The sequence below is a fragment of the Neisseria shayeganii 871 genome, from assembly GCF_000226875.1.
Taxonomy (GTDB): Bacteria; Pseudomonadota; Gammaproteobacteria; order Burkholderiales; family Neisseriaceae; genus Eikenella; species Eikenella shayeganii.
The window spans coordinates 1,848,722-1,864,915 of the sequence record NZ_JH164926.1; the positions used below are offsets into that span (position 1 = coordinate 1,848,722).

Below are 16,194 nucleotides of genomic sequence, written 5' to 3' on the forward strand. Positions count from 1 at the left end.
TTGGGGATTCGCCAAGTTGGTTAAGGCACCGGATTTTGATTCCGGCATTCGTAGGTTCGAATCCTACATCCCCAGCCACCCACCTTTCAAAGTGTTGGGGATTCGCCAAGTTGGTCTAAGGCACCGGATTTTGATTCCGGCATTCGTAGGTTCGAATCCTACATCCCCAGCCAAAATTTTAAAAAAGCGTGTAAGCATTACACGCTTTTTTTGCTGGATACAGCCTGCTTAAGAAGCAGGCAGAAACAGCGGAAAACACGGTTCAAGCAGCAGTAGCCGCCGCAGGCTGAGACCTTTGCAAAACCCTCAGATGTGGATGCAGTTCAAGGCGTAGCAGCGCAGCGAGCGCAGACATATCACACGATAGGCAAGCGAGCGAGCAGCACACAACGCAGAAATGCGCCGCAGATGGGGGTTTTGCAAAGGTCTCAGGCTACCTGAAAACGTGCGGCACGGCCAAAACCCTACCGGCCGCGGCCCTGTGCAAAACACAACAGCCGCGCCACCCTATCCGCACCAACCCAACACATAATTTTGATGGGCGCAGTCGAGCGGCGTATAATCGCCGCTTTCCCCGCGCAAACCGTGCAAAAAGGAAGCAATATGTTTCCAAGCATCCGCCACCCCGCGAACAACCAAGGTAACGAAGACATGGCAGCATACGACAGCTTGATGGTATTCACCGGCAACGCCAACCCCGAACTGGCCGCCAATATGGTGAAACATTTGGATATCTCCCTCGGCCGCGCCAGCGTCGGCAAGTTTTCCGACGGCGAAATCGCGGTGGAACTGCTGGAAAACGTACGCGGCCGCGACGTCTTTATCCTGCAGCCCACTTGTGCGCCCACCAATGACAACCTGATGGAAATCCTCACCATGGCCGACGCCCTCAAGCGCGCATCGGCCGGCCGGATTACCGCCGCCATCCCCTATTTCGGCTATGCCCGCCAAGACCGCCGTCCGCGCTCGGTGCGCGTGCCGATTTCCGCCAAGCTGGTGGCCAATATGCTGTCTTCCGCCGGCGTAGACCGCGTGCTGACCGTTGACTTGCACGCCGACCAAATCCAAGGCTTTTTCGATATTCCGGTGGACAACATCTACGCCACCCCGATTCTGATTCACGACATCCTGCAGCAGCGCATCGACAACCTGACCGTGGTCAGCCCCGACATCGGCGGTGTGGTCCGCGCCCGAGCCGTGGCCAAAGTATTGAACGCCGATTTGGCCATCATCGACAAACGCCGTCCCAAAGCCAATGTGGCCGAAGTGATGAACATCATCGGCGACATCCAAGGCCGCACCTGCATGATTGTGGACGACATGATCGACACCGCCAACACCCTGTGCAAAGCGGCCTCCGCCCTGAAAGAGCGCGGCGCCGAGCGCGTGTTGGCCTATGCTTCCCATCCCGTTTTTTCCGGCGAAGCCGTCAGCCGCATCGCCTCTTCCGACATCGACCAAGTGGTGGTCACCGACACCATCCCGCTGTCTGAGGCCGCCAAAAATTGCGACCGCATCCGCCAAGTCACCATTGCCGGCCTCTTGGCCGAAACCGTGCGCCGCATCAGCAACGAAGAATCCGTGTCGTACCTCTTCAACGAGGACGTCACTGCTCCGGGAGCCTTATTCCTCCCGTAACCCCCGGCCGTCAGGGTTGGTCGCAGCCCGGCAGACGGCTTTCACTTTTTACTCACTTTGGAGTGTTTTATGTCATTCAAAATCGAAGCCCAAGTGCGCGAACAACAAGGTTCCGGTGCGAGCCGCCGCCTGCGCAGCGAAGGCAAACTGCCTGCCGTGGTATACGGCGAAAACCAACAGCCTCTGGCCGTAAGCGTAGACCACAAAACCGTGTTCTATGCTCTGGAAAAAGAAGCGTTCCACACCGCCATCGTCAAACTGAGCCTGGACGGCAAAGAATACGATGTCATCGTGCGCGATTTCCAAATGCACCCCTTCCGCCGCGAAGTGCAACACATCGACTTCCAAGTGGTGGAACTGGACAAACCGCTGAAAATGCGCATTCCGCTGCACATTGTCAACGCCGAGAAATCCCAAGCCGTTAAACTGCAAAGCGGCCGTGTTTCTCTGTTGAACAGCTCCGTAGAAGTACTGGTGGATCCGAAAAACATCCCCGCCGCCCTCGAGCTGGATTGCGAAAAAGTGGTGGCCGGCGACATTCTGCACCTGTCTGACGTCAACTACCCTGAAGGCGTGCAAAGCACCGCCCTGCGCCGCAACAGCAACCTGGCTGTTGCCACCGTTACCGGCAAAAAACGCTAAGCCGAAAGCAAACCAAACCGCCCGTTTCATCACGGGCGGTTTTTTATCGGCCTTTACCAGCCTGAGACCTTTGCAAAACCCCCATCCCAAAGACAGATAAGCAAGCGATCAACATCACCCCCTTAGGGCATCACGCAATCAAATGTTGTCGGTAATGGATGGGGCGAGATTTCAGGTAGCCCGATAGCGAGCCGGCTGCTACTTCAGCAAATTCTTCAAGGCCAAACGCACGCCTTCGCCCACCTCCGTATCCGACGGAATCCCCTTTGCCGCCGCACGGGCTTCGCGTTCGTTATAGCCCAAAGCCAGCAAAGTGCTGACAATGTCTTCGCTGCTGTCCGCCGCCGCTTCCGGCAGCGCCAAGGCCGGCACATCCGCCGCCACCAGCTTGCCGCGCAACTCCAACACCATGCGCTCGGCCGTTTTCTTGCCGATGCCCGGCGCCGACGACAACTTTTTCACGTCTTCTGCCGCCACCGCCTGCGCCAACTCATCCGCGCTCATGGCCGACAAAATACCCAAAGCCGTTTTGGCGCCGATGCCGCCCACTTTCAACAACTGGCGGAAAGTCGCCCTTTCGGCCGTGCTGCCGAAACCGAACAGCAAATGCGCATCCTCGCGCACAATCAGCTGGGTATAGAGGGTCACCGGCTCGCCGGTGGACGGCAGCGCATAGAAGGTCTGCATCGACACGTCCACCTCATACCCCACCCCGCCCACATCAATCAGCAGTTGCGGCGGGTGCTTTTCTACCAACTTGCCCGATAGTCGGCCAATCATGCCATTTCCTTTCCAATCCGTTCAAGGCCGGCATTGTATCGCCAAGCCGGGCTACCTGAAAGACGCCGCACCACAGTAAAACGGTACTGCCTCCATGCACAGTGCTGCGTACCAAGCACCCCGCTCAGGCGGACAGAACCAGCTTGGCGGCCAAACCGGCGGCCGCTTCGCTGCGGGCCTGGCGGGCGGCTTCCTCGCTGTAACCGTTGAGCGCCGACCAGTGCGGCTGGCGGCGAGCTTTGCCCAAGCCGTAAGGCAGACGTTCCGCAGGCCATGGGGCGCGGCGCGGCGGTAGGCTGACGGCGCTTTGGGCCGCATGACCGCGGGTTTGCAACACCGACAACAAGGCCTGGGCACGGGCGGCCAGCAGCGTCAGTGTTTCCGGCGCAATATGCAGTCGCTGGCGGCCGCTGAAAGTATCGGACAGGGTTTGCACATTCGGCAACACACCGCCGATCAGGCCGCCGAGAGTGGTGCCGAGGCCGAAAGAGGTGCCGAGGGTGAGCACGTCCACACCGAGGCCGATCAAGGCGCCGGTGGCCGCGCCTTTGGTGGTGCGGATGCCGTATTCTTTCAACAGTTCGCTGTCGAAAGGATCTTGGCGGAAAGGCTGGAGCACCCAGTCGTGGTCGGGCCGGTAATCGTCTTGGTAGAAACGGTAGAGGCGGAACAGGCGTTGCTGGAAAGCGGCTTCGGCGGCCCGCACTTCCTGCTGCATAGTGCGCCAATGCGGCTCCGGATCGTCTTCGGCATCGGTTTCCACCGCATAAGCGGCCATGTCGAGCAGAAAATGGGCGATTTCTTCGCGCGCCTCGCGGTCGAGTTCGCGCCATTCCCGGCGGCGCAAATCGGTGAGCCGGTCGAGCACCGTCCGCTCGGGCAGCATGGTGGCCAGATTGTCCCACAAACGGATTTCGCCCTCGAAGTCAAAAGCCACCGTATCGAAACCGCTCCAAACGTGTAAGCTTCGGCGGGCCAGCATCTCGCTCCAGGCCTGCACGTCTTGGCCGTGGACGAAATTGAACACCGGCATCACCGGCTTGGCACACCACGACAACACGGTCAGCTCGTCTTTGTATTTGGGCAACACCGGCTCGCGCGCGTCCACCACATACAACGCCATGTCGCTGCGCAACAGCTGGCGCAGCACTTTGGCCTCCTGGGCAAATTCGCCGGCGGCTTCGGGCGAAGCCAAAAACGACTGCAAACGCTCCACGCCGTCAGCACGGGCGGAAGTGTGCTCCTCCAACCAATCCAGCACCCCGCCGGCATCCTCCAAGCCCGGCGTGTCATACAGCGTCACCAAGGTTTGGCCGCCGTCAGCGATTTCGGCGGCTTCCACATGGCGGGTGGTGGCCGGCGCATGGCGCACTTCGCCGAAGGCGCTGTCGCGCAGCAGGGTACGCAGCAAAGACGTTTTGCCGGTATTGGTGTGGCCGACCACGGCCAGTTGCAGCGGGGAAGACATAGGCTACCTGAAACCCTGTTGGGACAAATGAGGAGGAAGTAAAACGGGCAGACCGCGCGCCTGCAAAGCGGCCTGCCATTGCGGCACCGCCTCGGCCAAAGCGTCGTGTTCGGATTCCACGGCCAACAGCTGCACCACCACACCGCCCTGCGCCGCTTGGGCCAAACGGTCGATTTGGCGCAGCAGACCGCGGTCGGGCAAGCTGGCGGCACGGACGCCGAGCAAGAGCTGCACCGGCTGGCGTGCCAAATCATCGAGCAGCGCGGCGACGCTGTCGCGGCTGTCGGCCACGCCGCCATCCTGCCACACCCGCCCGAGCACATGGCGGTGCCACGCCGCGTCGGGCCACGGCCGCTCCAGCATCACCGCCCATGCCTCGGCCTCACCGCCGGTAGGCAGCGGCGGGGGCAGCACCGGCACCGCATCGGCCCGGTAATCATCGTCGGCATCCACAATCCGACGCTGCCAGCCGCGCAACAGCTGGCGGTAATAAGGCAACGACAACGGCAGGCAGGCGGGCCGGCTGCGGGCCAGCAACACACAAGCGCCCCAAGCCAGCAGGCGGGGCAACAGGCCGTAACACAGCAGGCTGCCGAGCAGCAAACCGCCCCATTGCTGCGCACTGGCCGTGTGGTGCCGCAGACGGCTGTCCAAAACAGCCTGCGTATCGGGCACGGGAAAACCAAGCCACTCCGGCAGCCAAGCCAAAGCGCCCACCAACTGCACCAAAGTGTGGTCGGACAGCAGCGTGCTTTCCCAATTGAACGTGTATTGGCGCACACTCAAAAACAGCAGCACCGCCGCCGCCATACCGGCCAAGGAAGCCGACCAAAAACGGTGGCTTAACGCACCGGCCTGCCAGCGCGCGGCCGGCTGCTGCCATTCCGCGGTATAAAGCGCCAGCAAGGCTTCCTGAAAACGGCTGTTGCCGCGCACCAACCAAGCCGGCGGCAGCAGCACGGCCGGCCGGCGGCGCAGGCCGTACACCGCCGCCAGCCACAACAGCAGCGTCAGCGTGTTCATGCCCAGCACGCCCACCAACACCAAGAAAAAGTTCAGGCCGCTTTGCTGCATGATGGCGGCGGCGGCGGCAAAGCCGCTGAATGCGGCCAAAGCGGTCAGCAAGGAGCGCAACAGACGGGCGCGCTGCTCGGTGCGGGCCAGCGCCGCCGCTAACGCACCGTCGCGGTCCAACATACGCGCCCGCTGCGCAATCCGCACTTCGGGCGGCTCGGCAGATTGCGCCAAGGCCCGATCCAACACTGCGGGATCGGTGGCAAACACATGGCCGCGCTCGTGCAACAAGCGCACGAGTTCGGCCAGCAGACGGGAAGAACGGTCGGGAGCAGACATCGGGATCGCAACAGCGGAAAATCAACAGCATTCACGCCTGCCACGGCAGGCAGATGGCCTTCAGGCTACCTGAAACACGGCTGTGCTTTCAGGTAGCCTGAAGACGGAAGATAGCAATGGCCGGCAAAGACTTATTCGGCTTTCAAAGCTGCACCGGCCACCACCGCATCCAGCTCAGCCAAATCGGCGCTGGGGCTGACGGCACAGGCGTGGTAAATACCACCGGCGCTGTACAGCACTTTGCAGCTCTCGTTCAAGCTGCCGCCGTTTTCGCTGCGGCTGAAACGGTAAGCCAAGTGGTCGGCTGCGGGGGCGTCCACCACCACATCATCCAAACCCGGCGCCGCTTTCACCATTTCCGCCAGCTTGGCGAAATAAGCGTCGGCAGCTTGTTTGGGTTCGCCGGCCTGGCCGACATAAATCGTGATGTCCGATCCGCTGTGATGATGCCGCAACGTGAGCACGTCCTTCGGCATGCCCTCCAAGAGTTTGTCCGCTTCGGCGGGCAGTTCGCCGAAGCCTTCAGCCACCTGCCACACCACCGCACCGTCGCTGGAGACCAATTGCTGGCCTGCGGCAGACGTCGCAGCAGCGGGCACGGAAGCGTCGGACGCACCGGCCACCACGGAAGTTTCGGCCGTGCCGCCGCAGGCGGCCAACAAAGCCGATAAAGACAGTACCGACAATAGATTGCGTTTATTCATAATCGGGTAAAAACAAGTTGGAAAAAACGGCACGAAGTATAACAAAATTTACGCGGCCACCGCCCGTGTTTGCAGGATTTTGCCATCTGCGCCCCGGCAGCAAAACAGGCTACCTGAAAGCTGTTCAGGTAGCCTGTCGCCCATCATTGTGCGGAGCACGGACAATTATTTCGCTTCGGAAGCAGCGGCTTCGGATGCGGCAGCCGGCGCGGCGGGCTTGGCGAAATATTGGCTGTGGATGCGGTCGTATTCGCCGTTGGCACGGATGGCGGCCAGTGCTTTGTTGAGCATATCCAAAGTGGCGGCATCGTCTTTACGCACGGCCAAACCGTAGTTTTCGGTATCGAAATCGGGAATTTCAATCATCGAAAAGCTCTTGCCGCTGTTGTTTTTGATGAACTCCATCACCACAGAGCTGTCGCTGATGGCGGCTTCCAAACCGCCGTTTTCCAATTCTTTCAACAGCAGGGGCAGGTTTTCGAAGCGGGCGATTTTCGGATTGGTGGCACCCAAAATTTTGCCGGCGGCCAAATCGCCGGTGTTACCGGTCACCACGCCGACACGGCTCAGGTTTTTCAAATCTTCCACCGAAGCGATGTTTTTATCGCCCTGCACCAACACCACTTGGCTGATTTGGAAATAGGGGTCGGTAAACGCCATGCTCTGCATACGCTCTTCGGTGATGGTAACCGCAGAAGCCAACACGTCCACATCGCCGTTTTTCAGGCTGTTGAACAGGCTGTCCCAAGGCTGGTTTTTAAATTCCACCTGGAAGCCGCCTTCTTTGGCCAAAGCATTCAGCAAGTCCACATCAAAACCGTGTACCTGGCCTTGCGCGTCTTGCGACTCAAACGGCGGAAATTCGGCATTCATGCCAACGCGCAATACTTTTGCTTCCGCCACCGGTGCGGAAGCAGCATCGGAAGCAGGAGCCGGTGCCGCGGTTTGGTTGGAAGAGTTGCCGCCGCAACCGCTTAAAGCAACGGCAGAACAAGCCAAGACGGTGGCCAGCCATTTTTTCATATTCATCGTGGTGCTCCTTAGGAAACAAACGCCCGCGCCGGCAAACCCGGCAGCAGGCCAAAGAAAGAGTAGAAAGCGAAGAATTTTAACATATTACCGTTTTGAAGGCAGGTATTTGTTGCAGCGCAACAGCAAAAATACAACAGCCCGGCCGAGGAAATGCGCACCCTCGGATGTGCCGTTCTCCAACTTGCCAAGCGCTTCGAGGCTCCAAGCACGGATGCCGGGAATACGCCACAAAGGGCGGTTGGACACGCTTCACTGGTCAAACCAGCCAACAACACCGTCAGGTTAAGGGCGATACACCCTAAGATTTTGTGCACCCCATTTGACGGTGCCCCGCTCGGCCACCGCCCAGCTTACGTCTGCACCAAATAGGGCAAACCGCTTTCTGCGTCGCCCGCCGGCACCGCGCCGCCGCCGGCCAAGGCCAACACCAAACGCACCGCCGCCGCGCTTACCGCCGGCGCAATCATAAAGCCGTGGCGGAACAAGCCGTTTACCTCCACCAGCCGTGCGGCCGGCCGATAACGGATTTCGGGATTGTGGTGGTTGAGCGTCGGGCGCAGATTGGCCGCCAACTCCACAATTTGGGCTTCGCCGAAAGCCGGGCTGACCGCATACAGCGCCGACATCAATTCCAAACTGGAGCGCACACTCACCGGCGCCGTGCTTTCGCTTTCCAGTTGCGTCGCCCCGATCACAAACAGATGGTTTTCCTTGGGCGCGATATACAACGGATAACGCGGATGCAGCAGGCGCACCGGCCGCCGCAGCGACACTTCCGGCGCATACACGCGCGCCACTTCGCCGCGCACGCCGCGCAGACGGCTGCCGCCTGCAGACCCCCATGCGCTCTTTGCGCCGATGCCGCGGCAGTCCACACACCAATCGGCATCTTTCAATTGCGCCGGCTCGGCCGCCGTCTGCCAATGGCAAGCCACGCCTTCGGCTTCCAAAGCGGCGGCCAATGCGTTCAACACCTGGCGGTTGTCCAACTGGCCTTCCCCGGGCAGAAACAGCCCTTCGGCAAAACGCCCAGCCAGTTGCGGCTCCTGTGCCGCCATTTCCGCGCCGCGCCATTGCGCTAAGGGCGCCTTGCCGGCGTGCGCCCTGTGCAGATGGCGCACAAAGCGGTCGGCCAAGGCTTTGTCTTGGGCGTGCCAAACAATCAGGCTGCCGTTTTCCTGCATAAATACCGGCTGCGGCAGCGTCGGCAGCAGCGCGCGCCACAGCGGCAGGCTCTGATAACCCAAGGCCACCACTTCGGGCGTGGCTTCCGCCGCTTCGGCCAAAGGCGCCAACATGGCCGCCGCCACATAAGCCGCCGCCCCGGCACCCGAGCGCGGGCCTTGTTCATACAGCGAAACGCGGCAACCGCTGCGGGCCAACTGCAGCGCAATCAGTCGGCCGGCCAAACCGCCGCCGACCACGGCAATGCTATTCATAGAAGATTCCGTCCAACAAAAATCATGAAAACAGTGGATTTGCCCAGTCTGCATCAACACACCTCCGACTGAGGACGGCAAACCACAAACCGCAACGGCGGCTCAACAGGCCGGGCGCTTTCACCCGCAGCCGCTATGCCTTGCCAGGCGTCCACATCTGAGGATTTTGCAAGACGTCAAGGCACAAAACAACCGCCTCAAAAAGCGTTCAGGCTACCTGAAACCCTTTTCAGGTAGCCTGAGAAGCTTCAGACACTGGTGTCTCAAGCCGTTTCGTCATCTTCGGCATCCGCCGCATCTCCTGCCGCGTCAACCGAACTGCCCATCACCGCTTTCAGGGCCTGATAGAGCGCACGGAAGTTTTTCGGCGGCTTGTTCAGCTCGCGCTCTTTGCGCGTGTTGCGGATCAGGGTGCGCAGTTCGCCGGCATCGGTCTCCGGGTAATCGCGCATAAAATCGGTGAGCGCGGCATCGTCGGCCAACAGCTTTTCGCGCGCTTGCTCCACCCTTTGCAAAAAGGCGTTGTGGGCGGCGTTTTCACCGCGCAATTGGGCCAAAAACAGGCGGATCGGCTCGGGATCGACATCGCGCATCAGGCGGCCAATGTATTGGGTTTGCCGCTTGAGCGCGCCGTTGGCGGTGATTTTTTTATGCGCCTGCACCGCTTCGTACAACTCCTCGGGCAGTGCCATTTTTTTCAGGGTTTCGTTCGACAGCCGCGTCAGCGCCACGCCCAAATCCTGTAATTCGTTCATCTCTTTTTTGCGGCGGGTTTTGCTGACCCATTCCTGATCGTGTTCGGGTGTGCTCATCTGTGGCTCTGAAAATCAATCTGCAAACGGCGGCATTTTAACAAAGAATGCCGCCGGACTGCGCGCATTTCATGAACGGATTTCGGGCTACCTGAAAGCCGTTCAGGTAGCCCGAGTCTAGGCAACCTGCCCGCCGAACAAAGCCGAGCAATCAGGCTCAGATGTCTTCCACCCGCTGGCCGGTGAGGGCGCGCTGGATATTGCGATCCATACGGCGGGCGGCGAATTCGTCGGTGGCCTGCGCCAGCATTTGCGTGGCGTGGCGGATGGCTTCGGCGCTGTCTTCAAAACGGTTTTGCAGCGCGGTAACCGCCTGCTCCACCGCAGCCAACTCATCGGCTTGCAGCAAATCGCCATCCAAGGCCAAAGCGGCCGACACCGCGGCAATCAGGCCTTCGGCTTCCACTTGGGCTTCGGCGCGGGCGCGCACGGCGGCATCGTCGCGGGCGTGCGAGAGGCTGTCTTTCAGCATGCGGGTGATGGTTTCGTCGTCCAGGCCGTAGGACGGTTTCACTTCGATTTGCGCCTGCACGCCGGTGCTTTCTTCGCGGGCGGAAACCGACAGCAGGCCGTCGGCATCCACTTGGAAAGTGACGCGGATGCGGGCGGCGCCGGCCACCATCGGCGGGATACCGCGCAGGGTGAATTTGGCCAGGCTGCGGCAATCGGCCACCAGCTCGCGCTCGCCCTGCACCACATGGATGGTCATGGCGGTTTGGCCGTCTTTGAAGGTGGTGAATTCCTGGGCGCGGGCGGTGGGCAGCGTGCTGTTGCGCGGGATGATTTTTTCGGCCAGGCCGCCGTAGGTTTCGAGGCCGAGCGACAAGGGGGTCACGTCCAGCAGCAGCCATTCTTCTTCGTTTTTGTTGCCGGCCAGCACATTGGCCTGCATGGCCGCGCCTAAAGCCACCACTTGGTCGGGATTGAGGTTGTTGAGCGGGGTTTGGCCGAAGAAAGCGGCCACCGCCTGCTGCACATGCGGCATGCGGGTGGCGCCGCCCACCATGATCACGCCTTTGATGTCGGCCTTGCCGACGCCGGCGTCTTTCATCGCCTGCTTCACCGGCTCCAAGGTTTTGGCCACCAGATGCTGGGTGAGCGCGTGAAATTCGGTGCGGGTGATCACGGTGTCGATGGTTTTGCCGCTGCTGAGAACCGCCTGAATACGGGTTTCAGGTAGCCTGCTCAGGGTTTCTTTGGCTTCGCGGGCCAAAGACAGCAGCAGTTGGGCATCGTGATCGTCGGTAATCGACAAGCCGTTGGCTTCAATCAGGTGGCAAAACAGGCGGTGGTCGAAATCGTTGCCGCCCAAGGCGCTGTTGCCGCCGGTGGCCTTCACTTCAAACAGCCCTTTGGACAGCTGGAGCACGGACACGTCAAATGTGCCGCCACCCAAGTCGTACACCACAAACGTGCCTTCGGAACGGTTGTCGAGGCCGTAGGCGATGGCGGCGGCGGTGGGCTCGTTGAGCAGGCGCAGCACATTGATGCCGGCCAGGCGCGCCGCGTCTTTGGTGGCCTGGCGCTGGGCCTCGTCGAAATAGGCGGGCACGGTGATGACGGCGCCCACCAAATCGCCGCCCAAACTCTCTTCCGCACGCTGTTTCAACACGCGCAGAATGTCGGCGGAAACATCAATCGGGGTCTTCAAGCCTTGGCGGGTATGGATTTCGATCAGGCGCTCAGACGGGCCGAAACGGTAGGGCAGGTGGCTGGTATCGACGTCCTCCAGCTTGCGCCCGATCAGGCGCTTAGCCGAGCTCACGGTGTGTGCGGGGTCGCTTTTTTGGGCGGCCAATGCCTCATAACCGGCCGCCAGCGCACCGTCGGGCAGATAACGCACCACCGAAGGCAGCGAGGCCCGCCCTTCGGCATCGGCCAAACAAACGGCGCTGCCGCTTTTCACGGTGGCCACCAGGCTGTTGGTGGTGCCTAAATCGATGCCTGCGGCGAGGCGGTGTTGGTGCGGAGCGGCAGACAGGCCCGGCTCGGCGATTTGAAGCAATGCCATAGATCTTTAGGGTGTAGAAAACCGTGGTCAAAAAACGGACGCATTCTAGCATACATATCCGAGTGTTTCGGTCGGAATCTAAACCAAGTCATGTCTTCCTAATCAACATAATCATGAGACCTTTACAAAATCCTCATCTGTGGTGCATTTCTGCGTTGTGCGCTGCTCGCTCGCTTGCCTATCTATCTGATATGCCCTCACTCTTTGCACTGCTACACCTTGAATTGCATTCACATTTGAGAGTTTTGCAAAGGTCTCAACCCTAATAATAAAAGCATACTCGCGGCATATCTGCTGGCCGCCCAAGCTATGATAACGACAGCATTCGAGCATAGGCAGCTAAAACTGCTGCGTTAGACTAATACCGCCCCAAGCCATCAATATAGGAAATGGTGGTCGTTGACCGCTAGCGGCGGCACCTTCCGGTATGTGATGAAAAACGCTTTCTGGATTTTAAACGCTAGAGGAGTCTTACCACACATTATGTCTAACAGCTGAATTCCTTTATCGTCTCAGTGGAAATCCGTATATTGATTATGTAGATGTAGATACTGTGGTGGTGTGCTAAGCATGAACATCATCCCAGAATAAATAGGAGGCACGATCTTTTATTAAATTGATTATAATAAGTTTTTTGTTTCATTATTTTCTCGCTGCTTTTTCTAAATTTCATCAAAAAAGAAAATTTTTGCTTCTTTCCCGCTTCCTCGCTCTATGGCCTACATTTACATTACACTTGTAAAGGCATATACTTACTTTACAGTCGTAAAGCACAGAGCGCTGTTCGCAACTTGTGCCGAACCGGTCACTCGGATCAAGCGCTTTTCGGAAGTGCAACTTGCAGGGATGTCCCGATTTAGGGTTCGCAAGTGCCTATTCTGATGTCGGCGGATGAATATTTCCTTTTAACTTGTGGAGATTTGTCTCATGAACTACGATAAAACCGTGGCAGAAATGTTGAATGTAGACGGCGCTTTGGCCGCTGCTGTAGTAGATTATTCCAGCGGTATGTTGTTGGCCGGCGGTGGCAGCCCTGCCATCGACTTGGAAATCGCTGCAGCGGGCAACACCGAAGTGATGCGTTCCAAAGTAAAAACCATGCAAATGCTGGGTTTGAAAGACACCATCGAAGACATCCTGCTCACCTTGGGCACCCAATACCACCTGTTGCGCCCGCTCGCGCACCACGAAGGCCTGTTCCTGTACTCTGTATTGGACCGCTCTAAAGCCAACTTGGCTTTGGCACGCCGTTCATTGGTGAATGCCGAGCGCAACTTAGGTTAAACATTCCAAAATAAACAGATTTGACACAACCGGCCGTCGAAAAGACGGCCGGTTTTTGTATTTTTGCCATAAATTTTGTTTCCATCAAAACAAAAACTATACTCAAGCAAGCGCTAAATTTATACTCCCTGCGCATTCTGCTGGTTATCCGGCCAAAGCATTCCCGGCCTGAGCAACACACATCAAGCAGTTGCGCAAATCCGTTACCGAACGGAAAAGAACAGGAGCGAAACCGACCGCTTCAATCAATTTAATGAAATGGAGATTGTTATGAACTACGATAAAACCGTATCCGAGATGCTCAATGTTGACGGCGCTTTGGCCGCCGCCGTAGTAGATTATTCCAGCGGCATGCTGCTGGCCGGCGGCGGCACACCTTCTGTCGATTTGGAAATTGCTGCTGCAGGCAATACCGAAGTGATGCGTTCCAAGGTGAAAACCATGCAAATGCTGGGTTTGAAAGACACCATCGAAGACATTCTGATTACCTTGGGCACCCAATACCATCTCATCCGCCCGCTGGCCAATCACGAAGGCCTGTTTCTTTACTCGGTATTAGATAAATCCAAAGCCAATCTGGCACTGGCCCGCCGCTCCTTAGTTAATGCTGAACGCAATTTAGGCTAACACACAACAAGTAGACATCAACACAAGCAAGCCGGCAAGTCTAAAACAGACTTGCCGGCTTGCTTGTGTTTAAGTATATAAGAAACTGATCTAAAAGATATATAACGGAAAAGCCAAAATCAAGAATTCAGAGCATAGCATTGGAAGATTGGCAACTTGTTTAGCAAAAGATAATTTTTTCAGCTTCGGTGCCCAATTAACGATTATCAAACTACGTCGATTCCCGCACACAAACATAAATTCGGTCTCCATACTAGGCAACTGACATTTGGCTGCTGCAGTTGTTTTTGAAGGAAGAATCTACGCCTATGTAGTAAAACACACAGTAAGATTAGACATCTTGCAAGTATGTCTGCCAAAGTAAGCGGAGATTTTTACCAAAAATAGCCCACTAGGCAAATGATCAACAGGCCCTAACAGCTCACAAGCTAAAACTGCAAACACTATTACGTTTAAATCGCCTGTTCGGCCTTCAGCTTCAGCAATTCGCGGGCGGGCGATGTTTCCGGCAGCTTTTCCAAAGCCTGACGGTAAGCGGCCACGGCTTCTTCCGGTTTGCCTTGGGCAAGATACACATCGCCTTTGGTTTCCAGAATCTGCGCCTCGAATGCGGCATCTACCGGCTGTGCCAGCGTGGCGAGCGCGGCATCATACTGCTGCTGCTGGAGCTGCACGGTGGCCAATCGCTGGATGGCCAAGGCGCGGATCAGCGGTTCGTCTTGGTATTTCAACACCCAGTTCAGGTGGCCGGCGGCTTCGTCGTAACGGGCTTGACCGTAGGCATAGCCGGCCTGCATCAGCGTGGCTTGGGCGGCGGAAACGGTGGCGGGATATTCGCTTTGCAGCTTCACCAATACCTCGGCAGACTGGCCGTGCTGGCCGGCCTGGTATTTCTGCGCCCAGTCGTCAAACAAGGCCACGGCTTCGCTGTTTTTGCCGTTTTGGTAGCTTTGGTGCACCACCCAGCCCAAATACGCCAGGGCGGCGGCGGCCAGCACGGCAAACAGCCAGCGGCCCCAGCTGTGCCAGAAATGTTTGAAATTCTCGATTTCTTCTTGGTCTTTTAAATCGTAAACAGCCATTATTCAGTCCATTCTTTCAGGGTGGAAAGCAGGTGTCCGGCCGGCACGGTGGTCTGGCCGCGGCCGCCCTGCATGTCTTTGAGGGTAACGCTGTCCGCCGCCAGCTCGCTTTCGGCCACAATCAGGGCGAAGCGGCTGCCGCTGGCGTCGGCTTTTTTCATCTGCGCTTTCAGGCTTTGACCGCCGCAATACTGCTGCACGTTCCAACCCTCGGCACGCAGGGCGGCGGCGTGGCGCATGGCGGCCAACGTGCTGCCTTCGCCCTGCTGCATCACAAACACATCCGGCGCTTCGTCGCAAGGCAGGCTGCCGTATTCGCGCACCAAAAGCAGCAGGCGCTCGATGCCCATGGCAAAACCCACGCAGGCGGCGGGCTTGCCGCCCAACTCTTCAATCAGGCCGTCGTAGCGGCCGCCGCCGCATACCGTGGCTTGGGCGCCGAGTTTGTCGGTGGTCCATTCGAACACGGTTTGGTTGTAATAGTCCAAACCGCGCACCAGGCGGGGGTTTTCCACATAGGCAATGCCCAAGCCGTCGAGCAGGGCTTTCAATTCGCGGTAGTGTTGTTGTGAGGCTTCGCCCAAATAGTCGGCCAAACGCGGCGCGCCGTTGCAGATGTCTTGCAGATCGGGATTTTTACTGTCGAGCACGCGCAGCGGATTGGTGTGCATGCGGCGGCGGCTGTCTTCGTCCAGCTGCGCCTCGTGGGCTTTCAGGTAGCCCACCAGCGCTTCGCGGTGGGCGGCGCGTTCTTCGCGGTTGCCTAGGCTGTTGAGTTCCAACGTGAGGTGTTCGGCAATGCCTAATTCGCGCCACAAATCGGCGCTCATGGCGATGATTTCGGCGTCGATGTCCGGCCCTTCAAAGCCCAGCGCCTCGATGCCGACTTGGTGAAACTGGCGGTAGCGCCCTTTCTGCGGCCGTTCGCGGCGGAACATGGGGCCGATGTACCACAGTTTTTGCGGGGCGTTATACAGGAGGTTGTGCTCCACCACCGCACGCAGGCAGGATGCCGTGCCTTCCGGGCGCAGACTGAGGCTGAGGGTATCGTTGGAGTCGGCAAAGGTGTACATCTCTTTGCCCACCACATCGGTTTCTTCGCCGATGGAGCGCACGAAAAGGCCGGTCTGCTCCACAATGGGGGTGCGGATTTGGCGGTAGCCGAAGCGGCGCGTCCACGCCGCCACTTTGTCTTCAAATGCCTGCCAGAAGGCAGCGGTGAGCTTGAAATCTTTCTGCTCCACCGGCAGGAGATCGTTCATGCCTTTTACGGCTTGGATTTTTTGTCCCATGATGTTTTGCGGGTATGCGTTTGCTGAATT

The 16,194-nt window shown here is 58.4% G+C and carries 14 protein-coding genes, 2 tRNA genes and 1 pseudogene; 6 read left to right on the forward strand and 11 right to left on the reverse strand.

The window, feature by feature from the left end:
- Position 1: 1 nt before the first annotated feature.
- Both HMPREF9371_RS08645 and HMPREF9371_RS08650 read left to right on the forward strand, forming a co-directional pair.
- A tRNA-Gln gene (locus tag HMPREF9371_RS08645) sits at positions 2–78 on the forward strand.
- A 17-nt stretch (positions 79–95) separates the two neighbouring features.
- Positions 96–173: transfer RNA gene (locus tag HMPREF9371_RS08650), tRNA-Gln, on the forward strand.
- Positions 174–262: 89 nt separating this feature from the next.
- Here the strand turns inward: HMPREF9371_RS08650 and HMPREF9371_RS13590 are convergent.
- Positions 263–432 (reverse strand): annotated as a pseudogene (locus tag HMPREF9371_RS13590) (lipoprotein signal peptidase).
- A 219-nt stretch (positions 433–651) separates the two neighbouring features.
- Here HMPREF9371_RS13590 and HMPREF9371_RS08655 point away from each other — a divergent pair.
- Positions 652–1,638: a ribose-phosphate pyrophosphokinase gene (locus tag HMPREF9371_RS08655; RefSeq protein ID WP_156787055.1), complete on the forward strand. Its 987-nt coding sequence runs from the start codon at positions 652–654 to the stop codon at positions 1,636–1,638.
- A gap of 69 nt (positions 1,639–1,707) precedes the next feature.
- Positions 1,708–2,280 (forward strand): 50S ribosomal protein L25/general stress protein Ctc, encoded by a 573-nt coding sequence (locus HMPREF9371_RS08660; protein WP_009119679.1) that lies wholly within the window; start codon positions 1,708–1,710, stop codon positions 2,278–2,280.
- 198 nt (positions 2,281–2,478) lie between these two features.
- Here HMPREF9371_RS08660 and ruvA read toward each other — a convergent pair whose 3' ends face one another.
- The 8 genes from ruvA to hscA form a co-directional block, all read right to left on the reverse strand.
- Positions 2,479–3,060 carry a Holliday junction branch migration protein RuvA gene (ruvA, locus tag HMPREF9371_RS08665; protein WP_009119681.1) on the reverse strand — a complete coding sequence of 194 codons (582 nt, stop codon included), beginning with the start codon at positions 3,058–3,060 and terminating at the stop codon, positions 2,479–2,481.
- Between the two features lie 124 nt (positions 3,061–3,184).
- A complete protein-coding gene (locus HMPREF9371_RS08670; RefSeq protein ID WP_009119682.1) occupies positions 3,185–4,528 on the reverse strand; it encodes a GTPase/DUF3482 domain-containing protein in 1,344 nt (447 codons plus the stop codon).
- A gap of 3 nt (positions 4,529–4,531) precedes the next feature.
- Positions 4,532–5,881: a DUF2868 domain-containing protein gene (locus HMPREF9371_RS08675; RefSeq protein ID WP_009119683.1), complete on the reverse strand. Its 1,350-nt coding sequence runs from the start codon at positions 5,879–5,881 to the stop codon at positions 4,532–4,534.
- Between the two features lie 131 nt (positions 5,882–6,012).
- Entirely contained in the window at positions 6,013–6,585 is a 573-nt protein-coding gene (locus tag HMPREF9371_RS08680; protein ID WP_009119684.1) for a hypothetical protein, read from the reverse strand.
- Between the two features lie 165 nt (positions 6,586–6,750).
- On the reverse strand, positions 6,751–7,614 hold the full coding sequence (locus HMPREF9371_RS08685) for a basic amino acid ABC transporter substrate-binding protein (RefSeq protein ID WP_009119685.1): 864 nt from the start codon (positions 7,612–7,614) through the stop codon (positions 6,751–6,753).
- A 353-nt stretch (positions 7,615–7,967) separates the two neighbouring features.
- Positions 7,968–9,056 carry an FAD-dependent oxidoreductase gene (locus HMPREF9371_RS08690; RefSeq protein WP_009119687.1) on the reverse strand — a complete coding sequence of 363 codons (1,089 nt, stop codon included), beginning with the start codon at positions 9,054–9,056 and terminating at the stop codon, positions 7,968–7,970.
- Positions 9,057–9,319: 263 nt separating this feature from the next.
- Positions 9,320–9,868 carry a ribosome biogenesis factor YjgA gene (yjgA, locus tag HMPREF9371_RS08695; RefSeq protein WP_009119688.1) on the reverse strand — a complete coding sequence of 183 codons (549 nt, stop codon included), beginning with the start codon at positions 9,866–9,868 and terminating at the stop codon, positions 9,320–9,322.
- A 157-nt stretch (positions 9,869–10,025) separates the two neighbouring features.
- Positions 10,026–11,879: a Fe-S protein assembly chaperone HscA gene (gene hscA / locus HMPREF9371_RS08700; protein ID WP_009119690.1), complete on the reverse strand. Its 1,854-nt coding sequence runs from the start codon at positions 11,877–11,879 to the stop codon at positions 10,026–10,028.
- Positions 11,880–12,806: 927 nt separating this feature from the next.
- Between hscA and HMPREF9371_RS08705 the strand changes: the two genes are divergently transcribed.
- Positions 12,807–13,163, forward strand: coding sequence for a hypothetical protein (locus tag HMPREF9371_RS08705; RefSeq protein ID WP_009119691.1), 357 nt, complete (start codon positions 12,807–12,809; stop codon positions 13,161–13,163).
- A 270-nt stretch (positions 13,164–13,433) separates the two neighbouring features.
- Positions 13,434–13,790 carry a hypothetical protein gene (locus tag HMPREF9371_RS08710; RefSeq protein ID WP_040660417.1) on the forward strand — a complete coding sequence of 119 codons (357 nt, stop codon included), beginning with the start codon at positions 13,434–13,436 and terminating at the stop codon, positions 13,788–13,790.
- Positions 13,791–14,242: 452 nt separating this feature from the next.
- On the opposite strand, the gene HMPREF9371_RS08715 is transcribed toward HMPREF9371_RS08710, so the two are convergent.
- Positions 14,243–14,872, reverse strand: coding sequence for a YfgM family protein (locus HMPREF9371_RS08715; RefSeq protein ID WP_009119693.1), 630 nt, complete (start codon positions 14,870–14,872; stop codon positions 14,243–14,245).
- The gene (gene hisS / locus HMPREF9371_RS08720) at positions 14,872–16,164 is read right to left on the reverse strand and encodes a histidine--tRNA ligase (protein ID WP_040661034.1); all 1,293 of its coding nucleotides are present in this window, start codon (positions 16,162–16,164) and stop codon (positions 14,872–14,874) included. The genes HMPREF9371_RS08715 and hisS overlap by 1 nt, the downstream gene beginning before the upstream one ends.
- Positions 16,165–16,194 lie beyond the last annotated feature (30 nt).